Below are 16,046 nucleotides of genomic sequence, written 5' to 3'. Positions count from 1 at the left end.
TAAACCTTAAACCTTGGTGCTTGAGCGGTGCGGTTGTTTGACTGAGGTAAGAATAATACCAATCACAGTAAGTAAGTGATCATAAATAGCGCAGGAAAAATGCTTGAGAACAAGTCGGAAATTTTCGATAAGTAGTTATTCTACAATCAAAATTTCTAACGATGTTATCGAGTGTTTTAACCAGCTAGGATGAACAGTTATTTACTACTAGTGGTATAAAGATAAAGAGAATTCAAGTTAAAGGATGCACATCTCGCCACTGTGTGATCCCGCAATGATCACTCCGCTTTGGTTTACAATCCAGTTAATGGTGCAGTCACGATAGGGGTTTTTGAAAGAATGCTGTATTTCACCATTCTCGAGTGAGGTTTGAGTTTCTACCCAAGCAAATGTGCGTGACTCCCAAAATGTAACAGCTTGAGAGTGGGGCGTTAAATACAAAGCTTGAGCATCTGCAATATTGGAACCGATGTAACTCTCGACATGTTCGTCAGTACTAACAATCTGGCTAGTACAAGCCGTTACCAATACAGCCAAAGCTACAATCATACGCATTTCTAAATCCTTTTAAACTTGCATGGTTATGTCTGTTTTATAGTCAATAAGCTTAAACCACTCTTGAGCTAATCGTCATGCCAATGCCCTTGATAGTGATCTCTGTTCTAAATAGCTTCAACTTCCTTTCTTAAATGCACGGAACTCCGACTAAACAGGGCCATTTTATAAGCTCTAGAGCTCAGGATATCTACGTTTCCCACTTATATTGCCGCGATTCTTATACGTATACAGTTCGATTGTTCTTCAGTAGATGTTATGTGAATTTCCTTGCGACGCGCGAGAAACGTAAACAATGTAAATTGAATGCCAATACGAATTATTATCAACTAAATTATCGCCATAAAATCTATAGGTACTGGTTTGTATGTCGTTAAAAAGTAGGGCAGTTCAATCATGGGCTCGTCGACTTCATGTTTATATTTCTATGGCGCTGCTGTTTGTTGTTCTTTTCTTTTCAGTGACAGGCATCACACTTAATCGCCCTGAGCTATTTGAATCCAGCCAACCCAATATCCAACACTCTACGCTAACGCTTCCCACGAGTTTGTTTACGATTCAAGACGGTCGACTGAAAGCCGACGAGTCTGCTTTTGAAAAGTTTTTATTTGAAGAAGCAAACCTATCTGGCGTTCCTTCGGGGTTAGACATCTACGCAGAGATTGAAGACGGTGAGTTGCTCATCGGTGAAGTGTCTATGGACTTCAAAGGACCTGGCTACAACGCTTCTGTGTTTGTTGATGTGACTTCTGAAATGGTCGAGGTCGAAACCACGAATTACGGCGTGATTGCCCTGTTGAACGACCTACACAAAGGTCGTAACAGCGGTGAGGTCTGGAAATGGTTCATCGATATCACTGCACTACTGATGGTCTTCTTTGTACTGACTGGCGTGTGCTTACTGTTACCTAAGAAAAAAACACTCAATACCTCTATTAAATGGACGGTATTTGGGTCTGCAATTTCACTTGCTATCTATTTTGTCGCCGTACCGTAACCCGCGATCCGATCCATGAGGCGGTGTGAAGGTGAATTAAAGGCGCAACGGATTTGAAAGGTTGTTAAACATGAAAAAAATGAATTGGAGCAAATCGCTCCTTGCTTTGTCTCTTTTACCAAGCTTAGGCATGGCTGAGGTGCTTCCTGACACAGCAAAGCTCGATGTGCATTTCGAGTTACCAAGAATTGAGGCCTCTCCATACAAGCGCCCTTACGTAGCGATATGGGTAGAGAACAGTGAAAGAAAGTCAGTGAAAACGATCGAGCTTTGGGTCGGCCAAGATGAATGGCTTAAAGATTTACGAAGTTGGTGGCGAAAAGTCGGACGTTACGACCGCGAACTCGTTGATGCCGTGACTTCCGCAACACGTCCTGTTGGTCAATATCGTTTTGCTTGGGATGGCAAAAATGATGCCGGTCAATCGTTAGAGCAAGGTGAATACACGGTTCATATTGAAGTTGTACGTGAACATGGTGGCCGAAACTATCTTCGCCAAAAAGTAGCACTCACTGACAAAAATGCTTCTTACCAATTAGAACCAACGGAAGAGACCGGTCAGATTACGCTCAACTATATCGTTAAGTAGTAGATAAAGAAGCGATAAATAATGGTAGCCATCGTAGACGCTCATTGAGTGACACGATTAAAAATTACAAATAATGGAATTGAACATGATGAAACAGACAAAAATAAAGGCGCTTGCTCTTGCGGGTGTAATGGCGTTCGGTCTAGCAGCAACGACGACTGCACAAGCTCACCCTCGTTGGGTTTTGCCTTCTCATTTCACCGTTTCTAAAGAGGGAGGGGATTGGCTAACGTTCGATGTGACGGCATCTCATGGAGCGTTTGTTTATGATAAACCAGCGGGCAGCGAAAATGCATATGTAATTATGCCAGATGGTCGTAACGAGCGTCCCAATTTTGTTGTTCGTAGTAAACGCCGTTCAATCTTTGATTTTTACTTTGAAGAAGAAGGCACACACAAGGTTGCGATTAACAACCAGCCGTCATACTACACGCTATACAAAGCGGGTCGTCGTGACACAGAGAAATGGATTAAAGCAACCAAAGTTGAGCGTGATTCATTGCTACCTGAGAATCCACGTGACGTGATAACACAGCTCAGCTTCACTCGCGCAGAAAGCTACATTACTGTTGGAAAGCCAACGGAAACAGTATTCAAAATTGAAGGCAAGCTTCTTGAGTTGAAGCCCGTGACACACCCTTCCGACATTCTTGAAGGCGAACCGGTGACATTCCAATTCTTCTTCAACGGTGAAATCCAGAAAGACGTGAAAGTAGATATTACTCGTGAAGGTACGCTTTACCGCAACCATCAAGAACAAATTGATTTAGTGAGTAATGAAAATGGTGAAATTACTTTCACTCCGGCCGTTGCTGGTCGTTACATAATGAAAGCGAACTATAAAGGAGAGTTGGTTGACAACCCATTGGCAGACAAAGCAAGTGCGAATGTGCACCTAACGTTCGAAGCTCAGATTCAATAGGCGGTTTTTCCGGGGCTGAATCCTTGAATTATTAGACTACCAACTATCTGACTAGAACTTTTTGGTCACCATTATTAGTTGAAAAAGACAAGGGCTCATTTGAGCCCTTTATTGCTCAGTTTACTACTGAGAATTTGCACTGTGGCTAGGGTACGAACCATGACAATAAAAACAAAACTTAACGTATTAATGACTCCTTGCTTAGCTCTGGGACTTGGTTTCGCTGCATTACCTGTGCAAGCACATTTTCCGTTGATGAGCTGTTGGTTTGAAGGCAAAACGGTTGCCTGTGAAGCGGGTTACTCTGATGGTAGTAAAGCGATAGATTACGCAGTCGCGATGTACGACTACGAAGATAACTTGATAGCGAAAGAGATGACGGATAAACGCTCTATTGTCGAATTTCCAAACCCAAATTCTGAGTTTTACCTTGTGTTTGATTCAGGTCACGAGTTTCCTGTTGAAGTCGACGTTGTAGAGATCAAAGAAAAATGATGATTCAAAGTGTACGCGCTGACACAGGCGGAAGAGAGGGCAAGTGGGTTGGCCTAATCATTATATTCATCCTTTGTTTTGCGACGGTTGCTATTCCGTTTAATCAAGCAGAATCTCATATCGAAGTGACCCTTGATCACCAAGTCTTAGTGACTGATGTTGAACAAGAAAACTTGGCGATGCTGTCAGAACTCCGTTTAGCTCATGAAGAGATTCGTGATCTTCGCATGGACTTAGACGGCGAATGGCCAAGTGTTGTGTCACTTAAAGATGAATGGGTTGCGCCATTTGTTGAAGACCAGAGTTGGAAGCGCAAAGGTTCTCATGCTTGGCTATTGGACGAGCGTGGTTACTACTTTTCTACGCCAAGTGAACACGCTACATCAAGTGAATATGCTGCACAAAGCGATCATGGCTTCGCGGACTCCTTTATTTTGAATGCGAATAGTGTTTCTCCGGAAATCTGGATTTTCTTTGGTGGTGTCGCAAGCCAACCTACTCAATTTGATGAAAACACATTGGAATCCGCAGGCTGGAAACTGGTGGTGAACGAGTCAGAAGTATCTGAACAACATGACGCTGCTTCTCATTAAGCAATGTTTCAAACTTTAGGTTCTCATCAGCAATATGTTCAAAAAGAAGATGTTCACAAAATCAAAAAGCTTACGGACTAATCAGCTCATTGACCATAAGTTCACAAATAATAAGAGATTTACTATGCGATTCATGACTCTATTGATGTCGTTAATGGCGGTGTTATCGACACCCAATGCATTGGCAAAAGAATACACAGTCGACAGCGATAAGTTGACGATAGGTATTACCCTACAGCCTTACTATAGCTACGTAAAAGCAGTGGTAGGTGACAAAGTGAACATCCTTCCTTTGGTTGATGCTGGCTTTAACCCGCATAACTACTTACCACAACCAAATGACTTGAAGCGATTGAGCCAGATGGATGCAATCGTGGTAAACGGTATTGGCCACGATGACTTCGCACTAAAAGTCATTTCAGCTGCGCAACGTGATGATTTAATGGTCATCGAAGCGAACAAAGAAGTACCTCTACTTCCTGCATTAGGCCAGTCTGTTGGCCAAGGCGCAGTGAACCCACATACGTTTGTTGGACTTTCTACAACAATCCAAAAGGTGTACACCATCGCGAGTGAAGTTTCTAAGCTCGACCCAGACAACGCGGCGTTTTATCGCAAGAACGCGCGTAAGTACGCCAAGCAATTTCGTTTTATGAAGCGTGATGCGATGTTGTCATTAGGTGAACTCGATACTTCAGGCATGAAAGTGGCGACCACGCACAATGCTTATGGGTACATTCTGCAAGAGTTTGGGGTGGATGTTGCGGCGGTGATTGAGCCGGCACACGGTGTTGAACCAAGTGCGAGCCAACTGCAAGATACGATCGAGAAAATCCGCGCATCAGGCATTGATGTTCTGTTCTACGAGCTAAACATGCCAAACCGCTTTGTTGACACGATTGAAGCAGAAACAGGCGTTCAGCTTTACCGTTTCTCTCACATGACGCACGGTGAGTATCAAGACGATAAGGTAGAAGTTGAGATGAAGAAGAACTTAGAAACGTTAATCGAAGCCATGAAATTTGCTGCGGCTAACCAGGCTAAAAGTGGGAAGGCGTAATGCAAGGTCCATCGATTTCAATCAACCAACTCGGTCTGCAATACGACAACAACGTGATTCTTGATGATATCACGCTAGATCTTAAAGCGGGTGAGTGCCATGTGATCATGGGGCCAAACGGCGGTGGCAAAACCTCTTTGCTACGTTCAGTTCTTGGTTTGACGCCTTTCTCTGGTCAAATCAACATTCATTGGCCAGAAAAGCCAAGCATTGGTTACGTTCCTCAGAAAGCGACCTTCGAATCGAGTTTACCTCTGACGGTAATGGATTTCGTCCTGCTTAACCAAACTCGAATTCCACTGTTTTGGCGTCGTAAGTCTAAGCAATTGGATCTTGCATTAGCGCAACTCGACCGTGTGGGTATGGCGACTCGTAGCGACCGCCGTATGGGGCAGCTATCGGGTGGTGAGCAGCAACGCGTGTTGTTTGCACAAGCATTACTGGATAACCCAAGTTTATTGGTGTTGGACGAACCCACTACCGGCATGGATGAACAAGGCGTTCGTTATTTAGAATCGCTAGTTCGTGAATGCGTTGATGAAGGCCGTACGATTCTTGCCGTTCACCATGATGTAACCGCAGTGCGTCGCCTTGAAGCGAATGTACATGTTGTGAATCGATTCTTGGTGGATAGTGGTCCACATGAACAAGTACTACACCCTACTAAAATCGAGAGTCTGTTTCAGCACTATAGCAGTGGATCTGCCATCCCCAAATCGAAGGAGGTTGCGTAATGGAGTGGTTACGACAACTTGCCATTAGTGGCGTTGAAGCGGGTTGGTTATCAGACAGCTTCATGTATGCGTTTATGGTGAATGCACTGGTTGCCGCATTGTTACTTGGCCCGTTATTAGGTGGCCTTGGTACTTTGGTGATTGCTAAACGCTTGGCATTCTTCTCTGAAGCGGTAGGTCACGCAGCATTAACCGGTATTGCCATTGGTGTTTTGCTTGGTGAGCCACCAGAAAACCCAATTATTGGCTTGTTTAGCTTCTGTATGATCTTCGCTTTGCTTCTTCACTTTGTAAGAAACAGAACCAATGTGCCATACGATACCTTAGTCGGTGTTTTTCTAGCGCTAGCATTGGCAGTAGGTGCGGTATTGCTGATGTACGTGGCGCGTAAGATCAATATCCACATGCTTGAGAACGTGTTATTTGGCTCGATTCTCACGGTAACAGACCAAGATTTAGCAATTCTCGCAGGCAGCTGCGCGCTCATCATTTTGCTCTTGATACCGACGTTCAACCGTATTCTTCTCACTTGTATTAGCCCGGATATTGCCAAGGTGCGCGGCTATAACACCAGCTTCTATGACTACCTGTTTGTGATGATGATTACTTTGGTGACGATTGCCGCGGTGAAGATCGTGGGTGCCGTTTTGGTTGGCGCGTTATTACTGATTCCGGGTGCGACGGCACGATTGTTGACTAAACGCATGGGGAGCTTTGTTTTGCTTTCTGCGTTGCTGGCAACCATCGCGTGTTTAGTCGGAACGGTATTACCGATGGAACTTAAACTGCCAGTGCCGTCAGGCGCTTCAATCATCATCGTTTCTGCAACGTTTTTCCTAGCAGCAACGCTATACCGAATTATAAGAAAGGCTTAACCATGACTCCTTTAATGAATCGTACTTCAAGCTCAGTAAAAACAGCGGCTCAAGTGGGTGTACTTGGTAGTGTGTTAATGGCTGGATCTGTGGTGTCACTGAACGCTAACGCAGAGGATATCCTAACCAGTACACCTGTGACTTATGCTTTGGCGACAGAGCTAACCAAAGGCACCGACATTACGACCGAATACCTACCACCAAAACGCTACGGTATTGATCGCTTACCTAACTGGTTTGGTACTAAGGGTGAAAGCAAGGTGCTTAAGTCAGGAGAGAAGGCGACCGTTGCGTTAACGCTGTCATCTATTTGGCAAGCGGATCCTACATTTGTATACGCAAGGCAAGGCAATATCCGCTTGGTTGAGGTGGATGCCGCTCAAGCTATTACACCGCGAGCACAAGGTGTTGCCGCGTTGACGCTATCAAGTGGTGATGTGTCTAAGTTCGCGTGGTTAAACCCAACTAATTTAACGCGCATGGCGGCAATTGTGGCTGACGACTTTAAGTTATTGTGGCCAGCGCAAGCAGAGACGATTGATAGCAACCTACAACGCGTAATGCTTGATGTTCGTGAACTGATTAACAAGCAACAAGCAGTGTTATTGGATAACGACGTAGATTCAGTATTGTTGCTTTCAGAAAGCTTGGAAGATTTCGCCTCTGGTAGTCAACTGTTTGTTGAAGACCGTATGTTCAAAGCAGAACTGGAATGGACAGAGCAAGATAAAGCGAAGCTTAAAGCGATGTTTTCAGAAGACGATGCTCTATGGTTAGTGACAGCAAAAAAGCCTACGACTTTGATTAAGTCACTGGTGCCTAATGAGCGAATTCTTGTTGTTGACTCGGTAGACCGTTGGGGAAGAGCAGGGATTAATGCAAAAGCGCCGTTCGCACGCTGGGAAGTTAAACCATTCAAAGGTTAATTGAATAGCTAAGTCGCTAGGTTAATACGGTAGGATCAAAAAAGCAGCCCAAATAGAGGCTGCTTTTTTCGTTCTTGTCCAATGGCTTTGTTCGGAGAGCTAGACAAGAGTACTGCGAGTTTACGATTTACTCTGCAGCTTTTGTCTCTTTAGTTTCGATACCAGCTTCTTCAGATTCAGTAGTCACTTCTACAGATCCTTCTGCTTGTTCTAGAGCGGCTTTCGCTTGCTCTTCAGCTTCCATTTTTGCGCGATCAGCTTTAGAAATATAGCGAGGCTTGTTGCTACCATGCAGTTTAGAATTCGCCTGTTTCTGTCTTTTCTTTAGAATTTGATTGATTTTTTTCTTACGGTTCATTGCTGCATAGCCTTGTATTTAGTTTATGCGGTGGAGGATAATCATTTTAGATCTAGAACTCAATATTTACATGGTATTCAGCAAGGAAAATATCACTATGCAGACAGTCGAGACCACTCGTTTACGATTAAGAATGATCACTCCTCAAGATGCGGCGTTTATCCAGCGATTATATAGCTCAGAAGATTTCTTGCGTTACATCGGAGACAAGGAGATCACTGATACTGACAAGGTTGTGAATACATAGAAAACAACATTCTCAAAATGCATCAAGAGAAAGGTGTGTGCTTATTGGTGGTTGAAATTAAAGATTCCTCAACGCCAATTGGAGTATGCGGATTAATTAAAAGAGATACCTTAGAGTCTTATGATATTGGTTATGGTTTTGTCCCTGAAGTCTATGGGCAAGGTTTTGCATTAGAAGCGGCACAAGCGATAATTGAACAAGCTAAGCATAATGCTGATATCGATCATTTAGTTGCCATCACTACCTCTGATAACATTCGAAGTATCGCACTACTGACTAAGTTAGGTTTTGTGTTCGAACGAGTTGAAGAGGCGATTAATGAAAGCGTCAATCTCAACCTGTACGGTTTCTCATTAGGTAATTAATCATGTTCCAACATAACAACATTCTACAAGGCGAGCTCGAGACGGAGTACAAAACCGTTATTGCGATGGTGCACATTTACTGCAAAGATCACCATGGTGCGGTTCGTCAGAATAACGTGTTATGTGAAGAGTGTGAGCAACTGTTGCGTTATGCAGAGACACGACTTGATAGATGCCCTTATGGCGAAGCAAAGCCGACCTGTAACAAGTGTCCGATTCATTGCTATAAGCCTGACCCGAAAGAGCAGATGCGTTTAGTGATGCGCTATGCAGGGCCAAGAATGCTACTTAAGCATCCGATTTTAGCAATACGACATTTGATTCATGAGAAACGTAAAGTGCCAGAGAAGCCACTGCCGAATGTGTCTAATCGCCATATTCGAATGAACAAGAAGTAACTGGTGCTTTAGATTGGTCGCAGAAGAAACGAAAAAGGTCTGATTGCTCAGACCTTTTGTGTTTCTGCTAACTGCATTATCAGAAGGCATACTTTAAGTATAAAGCTACGCCGCTTGAGGCTCGTCGTAGGTCACTGTGAGATTGTTGATCCAGCGTCGGCTCAAGTAACGGTGCGAGCATATTGCCAGTTTCACCACTTCTTCAACCAACATCAGGCCATAGATGTATTTGAAATCCCATCCAGCGACAAACGCGCCGTAAACACACACTGGAATGCCCACCATCCACATCGCGATGAAATCCATTCGCAAGCAAAAAGCGTTATCACCACCAGCACGAATAATACCGTTAATGATCACCATGTTGAGCATACGAATCACCACTGCAAAACACATGATCATCATTGCTGGCGAAGCAAGCGGGTACAATGCATCTGTAGAAAGGTTTAACCATGATAGTACATGCTCTTTACCCATAAACAGTAGCAAGCCAACGACAGCGCCAAAGCCAACGACGGCTTTAATGAATGTTAGACCCATGCTCATCGCGTCATCAAATTCATCACGGCCCAGCGAATGGCCAAGCAATACTGAACACGCTACGGAGATACCAAAGAAGATCGAGTAACACAGCGATTCGAACGGCGCGAGCATCGAGAACACCGCAAGTTCAGTCGTGCCCATGTGACCAAAGATCATTTGATATGCCATTGTGCCCATTGCCCACAACACGGCATTCATCGTTAGCGGCAACGCAATACGACGGTAAGAAAGCCACAGTGATGGACGGTGTGGTGAGCTTGGGGTGGTTAGCAGCCAGTGTTTACGCACACGCATGTAGCTATACATTAAGCCTACTTGAATCAATCGCGCTAAGGTTGTCGCCAATGCAGCACCTGCAACGCCCATTGCTGGAATGCCGAAAGCCCCTTTAATTAGAACGAAGTTAAGCGCAATGTTGAGTGCAATAGTAATACCACCTAACAATAGTGGAGTTACGGTGTCACCTGATGAGCGCATGCTTGCTTCTACCACTACAACAATGTGAGTTAGAAGTAGAACAGGGAACCCATACCATAGGTAAGTCGCTCCAAGCTCAATCACGGTTTGATCGCTAGTTTGCAACATCATTAAAAACTGAGAACCAAGAGTGATGATTGCTGTAACAGGCAGGAGAACTTTTAAACCAAACACCATCGCGATAGATGACACGGTACGTGCACTTTTTCGGTCATTCTTTCCCCAGTATTGAGCAACTAATGTACCGTTTGCTGAGGCCAACCCTGCCATAATCATAATCGCAACGAAGTGCCATTTTGATGCAATTCCCACAGCGGCTGCTGCTTCCATACCAAAATCGCTGACCATCAAGACGTCAGCAAGGGCAAGAATAGCAACCAGCGCACTTTGCAAAGCTACAGGTAAACCAAGTTTAACGATACGAGGTAATATGCTCTCTGGCTTGTTATTCATAGATGAGTTAGGGTTGATGTTAGTTGTCATAAGCTCTCCGATTTATGGCAGAACTATAGTGATTTGAGCGAAGTAACAACATGTTTAAAAAACAACAAAACCTGTGCGAATCCGTCATTGATACCATGGAGCCTAAATCAACGTGGCAAGATGATGTTTTTCTCGCGGAACATTGCAAAGAACGTTTTTTGACCGTTGAAGATATCCCAGAGATGAAAAGCTTTGGTGTCTATATGGGCGGTATGGCAAAACTATACGATGGTTATTGGGTTGAGCGAGAATCCGTTAATGTTCATACGTTGATTTTCACTATGGAAGGTGGCGGCATTCTAACAACCACGACATCAGTACAAGCGATTACACCGTATACGCTGGTGGTTCTTCCTGCCGGAACCCCATTTCGTTTTGAACTCGATCCGCAATATAACTATTGGAAAATGGCGTGGATGTTGACCCCCGATACTAAGCAGTGGCAGCACATAGCAAGTTTAGGTCAGGGGATTGTGCCTTTTGGAGAGTGTGAGCAGATCTGGTCATTAATGAACTTGGTTTACTTTGAGATAGGGGGCCGAGCCAGTTACCGTAAGTTACTCTTGAGTGAAATAGTCCGAACGTTGACGGGGTTTGAACCCAAATCAACAAGCACCACCGCTCGTGTTCAAGCGCTCTATAATGAGATTGAAAGTAGTCTGCATCAACCATGGACAGTAGCAGGTATGGCTCAAAGGGTGTTTATCAGTGAAGAGCAGCTTAATCGAGTCACCAAAACGCTTTTCGACCTATCACCACGCAGCAAGTTGATTCAACTAAGAATGGATAAAGCGACCAGCTTGTTAAAATATCAAGATTGGTCGGTATCGATGATTGCCAACCGCTTGGGTTACAAAGATCCTTATAACTTCTCACATCGCTTTAAAAAGCATTTTGGTTTATCTCCAAGCCAATACCGTAAAAGCCATCGACTTACCGGGTAGTACTGGTTGTCCACTAAAAATTCGTTTCTTAGAACAATTCCACAAGATCAATTTTGCAGTAAATGTACGGTATTAAGTGATCTATCAATTTAGTATTTTTGTACCATTCGATAATATTGGAAATATCTTAAAAGACGACTGCTTATGAAGCGTGAGGAATCCATACCAAAAATAGCGAATCACGTAGACGATTTTAAACTTCCGTCTAAGTGGGTTCTAAATAAAAAAGAGTTTCAATCTGATACGAGGATCGTCCGAAAGCAGGAGTGTGGCTCGATAATAGGGACGCTTTCAGAGCCTCATCGTAAGGTTCTTTTTTACTTGTATCAAAATAAAGGACATGTGATCAGTAAGCGAGTTTTGAAGCGTGTAGGTTGGGCGGGTAAAGCCGTGACATCAGCTTCAGTATTGGTTGCTATCTACGAGATAAGAAGGATCTTAGACTGTCGTTGTATAAAAACGGTTTCCAACGAAGGTTATGTACTGGAGGATTAATTACCCTTTATTGATATCCTGTTCATATATTAATAATAAAAATTTAATCTCTTTACCGTATACGCTGCTTTCATTATCTTCGATTTTAAACGTCCACTTATAAGCGACGTTATACAAAAATGACGGAATTTAACTTTGTTGCTGGCTATATCGTAAGGGAATTGTATAAAAATGGACGCCTATCCTGTAATAGATACTCACCACTCTGAACACAACGTAATACTTGAACTCAACGGAAAAATAGTTGAACTCGACACCAAACTCATACGCAATGTTGAAAACGGCTATGTTCTGGCTACCATGCCTTTAGCGTATCGTAAGATCATTCTGTTTATGAATCAAAACCGAGGGAAATTGTTCAGTGTCGGGCAATTGAAGAAGATTGGCTGGGAGAATGGGTCAGTCACTAACTCGTCAGTGATTGTTGCGATATCTGAGATCAGATCACTATTCGGGGATGGCCTAATCATTACCATTACTGGTGAAGGCTACATATTTCAGCCTTAACCTGAAGAACACCTCTATTTCTAGTATTGATGCTTTTTGTCGACTTTTGCTCAGAAGTCATCAAACAAAAAGAGCTCTTCGTTAGACGGAAAGTCATAACTAAGAGCTCTAGAGGCAACTATCCTACCTGAGGAGGATAGTTGCCATTCGAGCTTACTCGCCTGCAATCTGTAGAGGAGAGCGTTTTAAGCTAGCAATCAACATGTAGATCGTTGTAGCGAGTAAAGACGCGAACAGGTAAGTGAATAATCCCGCTTGTGAATCCATAAAGCTATCCGCGACCAATGGGCCAGCGACTGAACCGATGCTGTAACACAACAGCATAACCTGAGTCACTGACACTAGATAGCTTGGGTCTAAGTTACGACAACCCAAGTTAATCGCGATTGGGTAAAGTGCAAAAGTCGCCATACCTAACACAAACAAGCTCATACCAAGAACATAAAAATCATGGTTAATCGTTAGTACACCAATGCTTGCAACCCCTAGTAGGCAGAACAGAGCCATTAATAACACTTGTCCTATGTGGTGAGATAACCATGTCACCATCGGCTGAACAGCCATACCACCCATAATCACTAACGCCATCAAACCGCCAATATCTTGATGTGCGATGTTGCGTTGAGCGAGCTCAACAGGCATCAGTCCGTAAATAGATCCAAGTGTTAATCCAGATACAATACAGCCAATCAAAGCGCTGTGGCTCAGTTTGCTGATTTGCTTTAATGATAAAGACTGCGCATCGTGAATTTGTGGTGCTGTCGCTTGTCCGTACATCAACACAATGATTGCACCAAACAACAAGGTGAACATTGCGATGAAAGGTACGCCACCTGTAATACCAAGGTAACCGATGCCGAGTTGGCCAACGGCAGAGCCGCCGTATAGCGAACACATGTAAACGCCTAAGCGTTTCGCGCGCTGAGATTCGTCACCGCTCATTAACCAAGACTCTACAATCACGAAGATACCTGCAACCGCTACACCAGCGACAAAGCGGGCTAATAACCATACCGCTTGATGTGGGATGAGTGGTAACACAAGGATCGTTGCGATAAAAATAGCCAGAGCGATAACAAACGCATCTCTGTGACCAACACGTGCGATCGCACGTTCAATCAATAACGTACCGGCTAAAAGCCCTGCATAGAATGCACTCGCCAACCAACTCGATAGATTTTTGTCTAAGCCATACTCAGACAACATTAATGGTAATGAACTCATTAAATAGCCTGAAGCGATCGCGTAAAAAGACAATGCAATAACCGGAACAGTTATGCGAGTTGTTTGTTGGATGTTGTCCAATGCAGGAGCCTCTAAATAGTGGAAGAAACGATGAATTTTCCGCGACTATGGGGGAGAAATTGAATTGGGTAAAACGAATAAAAATAGTCGTTAAGATAAAAGAAATTTATCGAGATCTTGAGCTAAAATACCATAGCGGAATTTACGATTTGGCGAGATTTTATGCGGTCAAAAAGCCACTAGGATTACGTTCATTATGGTTTTGTAAGCGATACAGTAATCCGCGTAGGTCATCCGTGATGGTTGTTGATCATAACGATAATTCAAGCGAAGAAAGTTAAGCTCATTGGTGCTTCATGAACATACGTAACGTCATAGATCAGGCCAGAGAGGAAAGGTGTTGTGTTCAACTTGATGATTACAAATACCCGCGTAAAATGTTCATTCGTATGGTGTTATCAATTATGGCAATAGCGTAAACGAGAGTTACACCCAATGGAGATAGGCAAATGGATAGTTATGATTTTATTGTTGTTGGCGGGGGCTCGGCAGGATGTGTAATGGCTGCAAGGCTGTCTGAAGATCCCAATGTCACGGTTTGCCTATTGGAAGCAGGTGGTAAAGACACAAGCCCATTAATCCATACACCCGTAGGTATAGCCGCGATGATGCCAACTAAGCTAAACAACTGGGCCTTTGAGACCGTTGAACAGCCGGGTTTGAATGGTCGTAAAGGTTATCAACCAAGAGGTAAGACACTTGGTGGGTCCAGTTCTATCAATGCGATGATGTACGCTCGTGGCCACCGTTACGACTACGACACTTGGGAAAGTTTGGGTAATGCAGGTTGGAGTTATGAATCATGCCTCCCTTACTTTAAGAAAGCCGAAAATAACGAAGTTCACCAAGATGAGTATCACGGCCAAGGTGGTCCTCTGAACGTGGCTAACCTTCGATCGCCAAGTGCGATGTTGGAACGTTACTTAACGGCGTGTGAGTCGATAGGGGTTCCCCGTAGTGAAGACATCAACGGTGCTGCTCAGTTTGGGGCGATGCCGACGCAGGTAACCCAGCTGAATGGCGAACGGTGCAGTGCTGCCAAGGCTTACTTAACGCCAAATCTTTCGAGACAGAATCTCACGGTCGTAACCAAAGCAACCACACATAAAGTTTTGTTCGAAGGTAAGAAAGCGGTCGGAGTCGAATATGGCTTTAACGGACAGCGTTATCAGATCCAATGCAACAAAGAAGTGATTCTATCCGCTGGCGCGTTTGGTTCTCCTCAACTGCTGTTATTGTCGGGTATCGGCGCGAAAGCTGAACTAGAGATGCATGGCATCGAACCGGTTCAAGAGCTACCAGGCGTCGGCAAGAACCTTCAAGACCATATCGACTTAGTACATTCGTACCAATGCAGCGAAAAGCGTGAAACTTTCGGTATCTCGTTGCAAATGGCGTCTGAAATAACCAAAGCTCTGCCGCTATGGCACAAAGAACGCCGTGGCAAGATGAGCAGTAATTTTGCAGAGGGGATAGGTTTTCTTTGTTCCCAAGATCATATCGCGGTGCCGGATTTAGAGTTTGTATTTGTGGTCGCTGTTGTCGATGACCATGCAAGAAAAATCCATACCAGTCATGGTTTTACGTCTCATGTCACCTTGTTGCGTCCGAAAAGCAACGGCAGCGTAACGCTCAATAGTAATGATCCTTATGATCCGCCTAAGATCGATCCTGCGTTTTTCAGTCATCCTGAAGATATGGAGATAATGATTAAGGACTGGAAGAAGCAGTATCAAATGTTAGAGAGTTCGGCGTTTGACGACATCCGTGGTAATGCTTTCTACCCAGTAGACGCCAGTGATGACGAGGCTATCGAGCAAGATATTCGCAACCGTGCAGACACTCAGTATCACCCAGTCGGGACCTGTAAAATGGGCCCTAACAGTGATTCATTAGCCGTGGTAGATAACAATCTGAAAGTCTATGGGTTGAATAACTTAAGAGTTATTGATGCTTCTGTGATGCCGACATTGATTGGGGCAAACACAAACGCGGCAACCATTATGATTGCCGAAAAAGTCGCAGATCAAATCAAAAAGGAATACAGACTAGGTAAGCAAGAGTCTAGTATTCGAGCGAAAGGCGAAGCTGTGGTTTAATTCAAGAAGTTAAGTGATAACCATAAATAAAACAGTAGGTTAGATAGTCTTTGGTTGATAAGACTCTCTAACCTATTTT

Annotated in this window: 18 protein-coding genes and 2 pseudogenes; 16 read left to right on the top strand and 4 right to left on the bottom strand. The window is 43.9% G+C overall.

The annotated features are described in order from the left end of the window. Positions 1-237: 237 nt before the first annotated feature. Entirely contained in the window at positions 238-555 is a 318-nt protein-coding gene (locus ACED59_RS13685) for a hypothetical protein (protein ID WP_017097636.1), read from the bottom strand. Positions 556-922: 367 nt separating this feature from the next. On the opposite strand from ACED59_RS13685, the gene ACED59_RS13680 reads away from it, so the two are divergent. From ACED59_RS13680 to ACED59_RS13640, 9 genes are all read left to right on the top strand, one after another. Beyond that, positions 923-1,552: a PepSY-associated TM helix domain-containing protein gene (locus ACED59_RS13680; protein ID WP_017097635.1), complete on the top strand. Its 630-nt coding sequence runs from the start codon at positions 923-925 to the stop codon at positions 1,550-1,552. A 70-nt stretch (positions 1,553-1,622) separates the two neighbouring features. After that, the gene (locus tag ACED59_RS13675) at positions 1,623-2,141 is read left to right on the top strand and encodes a DUF2271 domain-containing protein (RefSeq protein ID WP_017097634.1); all 519 of its coding nucleotides are present in this window, start codon (positions 1,623-1,625) and stop codon (positions 2,139-2,141) included. Positions 2,142-2,226: 85 nt separating this feature from the next. Further along, positions 2,227-3,063, top strand: a complete 837-nt coding sequence (locus ACED59_RS13670; protein ID WP_017097633.1) for a DUF4198 domain-containing protein — start codon at positions 2,227-2,229, stop codon at positions 3,061-3,063. A 159-nt stretch (positions 3,064-3,222) separates the two neighbouring features. Further along, on the top strand, positions 3,223-3,558 hold the full coding sequence (locus tag ACED59_RS13665; RefSeq protein WP_009845399.1) for a hypothetical protein: 336 nt from the start codon (positions 3,223-3,225) through the stop codon (positions 3,556-3,558). Further along, positions 3,555-4,151: a DUF6162 family protein gene (locus tag ACED59_RS13660; protein WP_017097632.1), complete on the top strand. Its 597-nt coding sequence runs from the start codon at positions 3,555-3,557 to the stop codon at positions 4,149-4,151. The genes ACED59_RS13665 and ACED59_RS13660 overlap by 4 nt, the downstream gene beginning before the upstream one ends. Before the next feature lie 124 nt (positions 4,152-4,275). Next, positions 4,276-5,211 carry a metal ABC transporter solute-binding protein, Zn/Mn family gene (locus ACED59_RS13655; RefSeq protein ID WP_029222760.1) on the top strand — a complete coding sequence of 312 codons (936 nt, stop codon included), beginning with the start codon at positions 4,276-4,278 and terminating at the stop codon, positions 5,209-5,211. Beyond that, positions 5,211-5,945 carry a metal ABC transporter ATP-binding protein gene (locus ACED59_RS13650; protein ID WP_017097630.1) on the top strand — a complete coding sequence of 245 codons (735 nt, stop codon included), beginning with the start codon at positions 5,211-5,213 and terminating at the stop codon, positions 5,943-5,945. The genes ACED59_RS13655 and ACED59_RS13650 overlap by 1 nt, the downstream gene beginning before the upstream one ends. Next, positions 5,945-6,820 carry a metal ABC transporter permease gene (locus ACED59_RS13645; RefSeq protein ID WP_017097629.1) on the top strand — a complete coding sequence of 292 codons (876 nt, stop codon included), beginning with the start codon at positions 5,945-5,947 and terminating at the stop codon, positions 6,818-6,820. The genes ACED59_RS13650 and ACED59_RS13645 overlap by 1 nt, the downstream gene beginning before the upstream one ends. A 2-nt stretch (positions 6,821-6,822) precedes the next feature. Then, on the top strand, positions 6,823-7,746 hold the full coding sequence (locus ACED59_RS13640; RefSeq protein ID WP_017097628.1) for an ABC transporter substrate-binding protein: 924 nt from the start codon (positions 6,823-6,825) through the stop codon (positions 7,744-7,746). Positions 7,747-7,873: 127 nt separating this feature from the next. Here ACED59_RS13640 and ACED59_RS13635 read toward each other — a convergent pair whose 3' ends face one another. Further along, positions 7,874-8,104 carry a DUF2986 domain-containing protein gene (locus ACED59_RS13635; RefSeq protein ID WP_017097627.1) on the bottom strand — a complete coding sequence of 77 codons (231 nt, stop codon included), beginning with the start codon at positions 8,102-8,104 and terminating at the stop codon, positions 7,874-7,876. A 97-nt stretch (positions 8,105-8,201) separates the two neighbouring features. Here ACED59_RS13635 and ACED59_RS13630 point away from each other — a divergent pair. Beyond that, a pseudogene (locus ACED59_RS13630) lies at positions 8,202-8,716 on the top strand (GNAT family N-acetyltransferase). Between the two features lie 2 nt (positions 8,717-8,718). Further along, positions 8,719-9,114 carry a nitrous oxide-stimulated promoter family protein gene (locus ACED59_RS13625; RefSeq protein WP_017097626.1) on the top strand — a complete coding sequence of 132 codons (396 nt, stop codon included), beginning with the start codon at positions 8,719-8,721 and terminating at the stop codon, positions 9,112-9,114. Between the two features lie 105 nt (positions 9,115-9,219). On the opposite strand, the gene ACED59_RS13620 is transcribed toward ACED59_RS13625, so the two are convergent. Then, positions 9,220-10,617 (bottom strand): MATE family efflux transporter, encoded by a 1,398-nt coding sequence (locus ACED59_RS13620; RefSeq protein WP_017097625.1) that lies wholly within the window; start codon positions 10,615-10,617, stop codon positions 9,220-9,222. A gap of 50 nt (positions 10,618-10,667) precedes the next feature. On the opposite strand from ACED59_RS13620, the gene ACED59_RS13615 reads away from it, so the two are divergent. The 3 genes from ACED59_RS13615 to ACED59_RS13605 all read left to right on the top strand — a co-directional run bounded on the left by ACED59_RS13615 (position 10,668) and on the right by ACED59_RS13605 (position 12,563). Further along, the gene (locus tag ACED59_RS13615) at positions 10,668-11,561 is read left to right on the top strand and encodes a helix-turn-helix domain-containing protein (RefSeq protein WP_017097624.1); all 894 of its coding nucleotides are present in this window, start codon (positions 10,668-10,670) and stop codon (positions 11,559-11,561) included. A gap of 321 nt (positions 11,562-11,882) precedes the next feature. Then, on the top strand, positions 11,883-12,056 hold the full coding sequence (locus ACED59_RS13610) for a winged helix-turn-helix domain-containing protein (protein ID WP_240798054.1): 174 nt from the start codon (positions 11,883-11,885) through the stop codon (positions 12,054-12,056). Positions 12,057-12,227: 171 nt separating this feature from the next. Beyond that, positions 12,228-12,563 (top strand): winged helix-turn-helix domain-containing protein, encoded by a 336-nt coding sequence (locus ACED59_RS13605; RefSeq protein ID WP_012600601.1) that lies wholly within the window; start codon positions 12,228-12,230, stop codon positions 12,561-12,563. Positions 12,564-12,716: 153 nt separating this feature from the next. On the opposite strand, the gene ACED59_RS13600 is transcribed toward ACED59_RS13605, so the two are convergent. Next, positions 12,717-13,868 (bottom strand): MFS transporter, encoded by a 1,152-nt coding sequence (locus ACED59_RS13600; protein WP_017097622.1) that lies wholly within the window; start codon positions 13,866-13,868, stop codon positions 12,717-12,719. Here ACED59_RS13600 and ACED59_RS13595 point away from each other — a divergent pair. After that, positions 13,868-14,076: pseudogene (locus ACED59_RS13595) on the top strand (hypothetical protein). The gene ACED59_RS13600 and the pseudogene ACED59_RS13595 sit on opposite strands and share 1 nt — an antisense overlap. 241 nt (positions 14,077-14,317) lie before the next feature. Further along, on the top strand, positions 14,318-15,967 hold the full coding sequence (locus ACED59_RS13590) for a GMC family oxidoreductase (RefSeq protein ID WP_017097620.1): 1,650 nt from the start codon (positions 14,318-14,320) through the stop codon (positions 15,965-15,967). Positions 15,968-16,046 lie beyond the last annotated feature (79 nt).

Source organism: Vibrio sp. FF266, from assembly GCF_041439695.1.
Taxonomy (GTDB): Bacteria; Pseudomonadota; Gammaproteobacteria; order Enterobacterales; family Vibrionaceae; genus Vibrio; species Vibrio tasmaniensis_A.
Note: the sequence above shows the minus strand (reverse complement) of the source record. Positions and strands in the feature narration are given on the sequence as shown.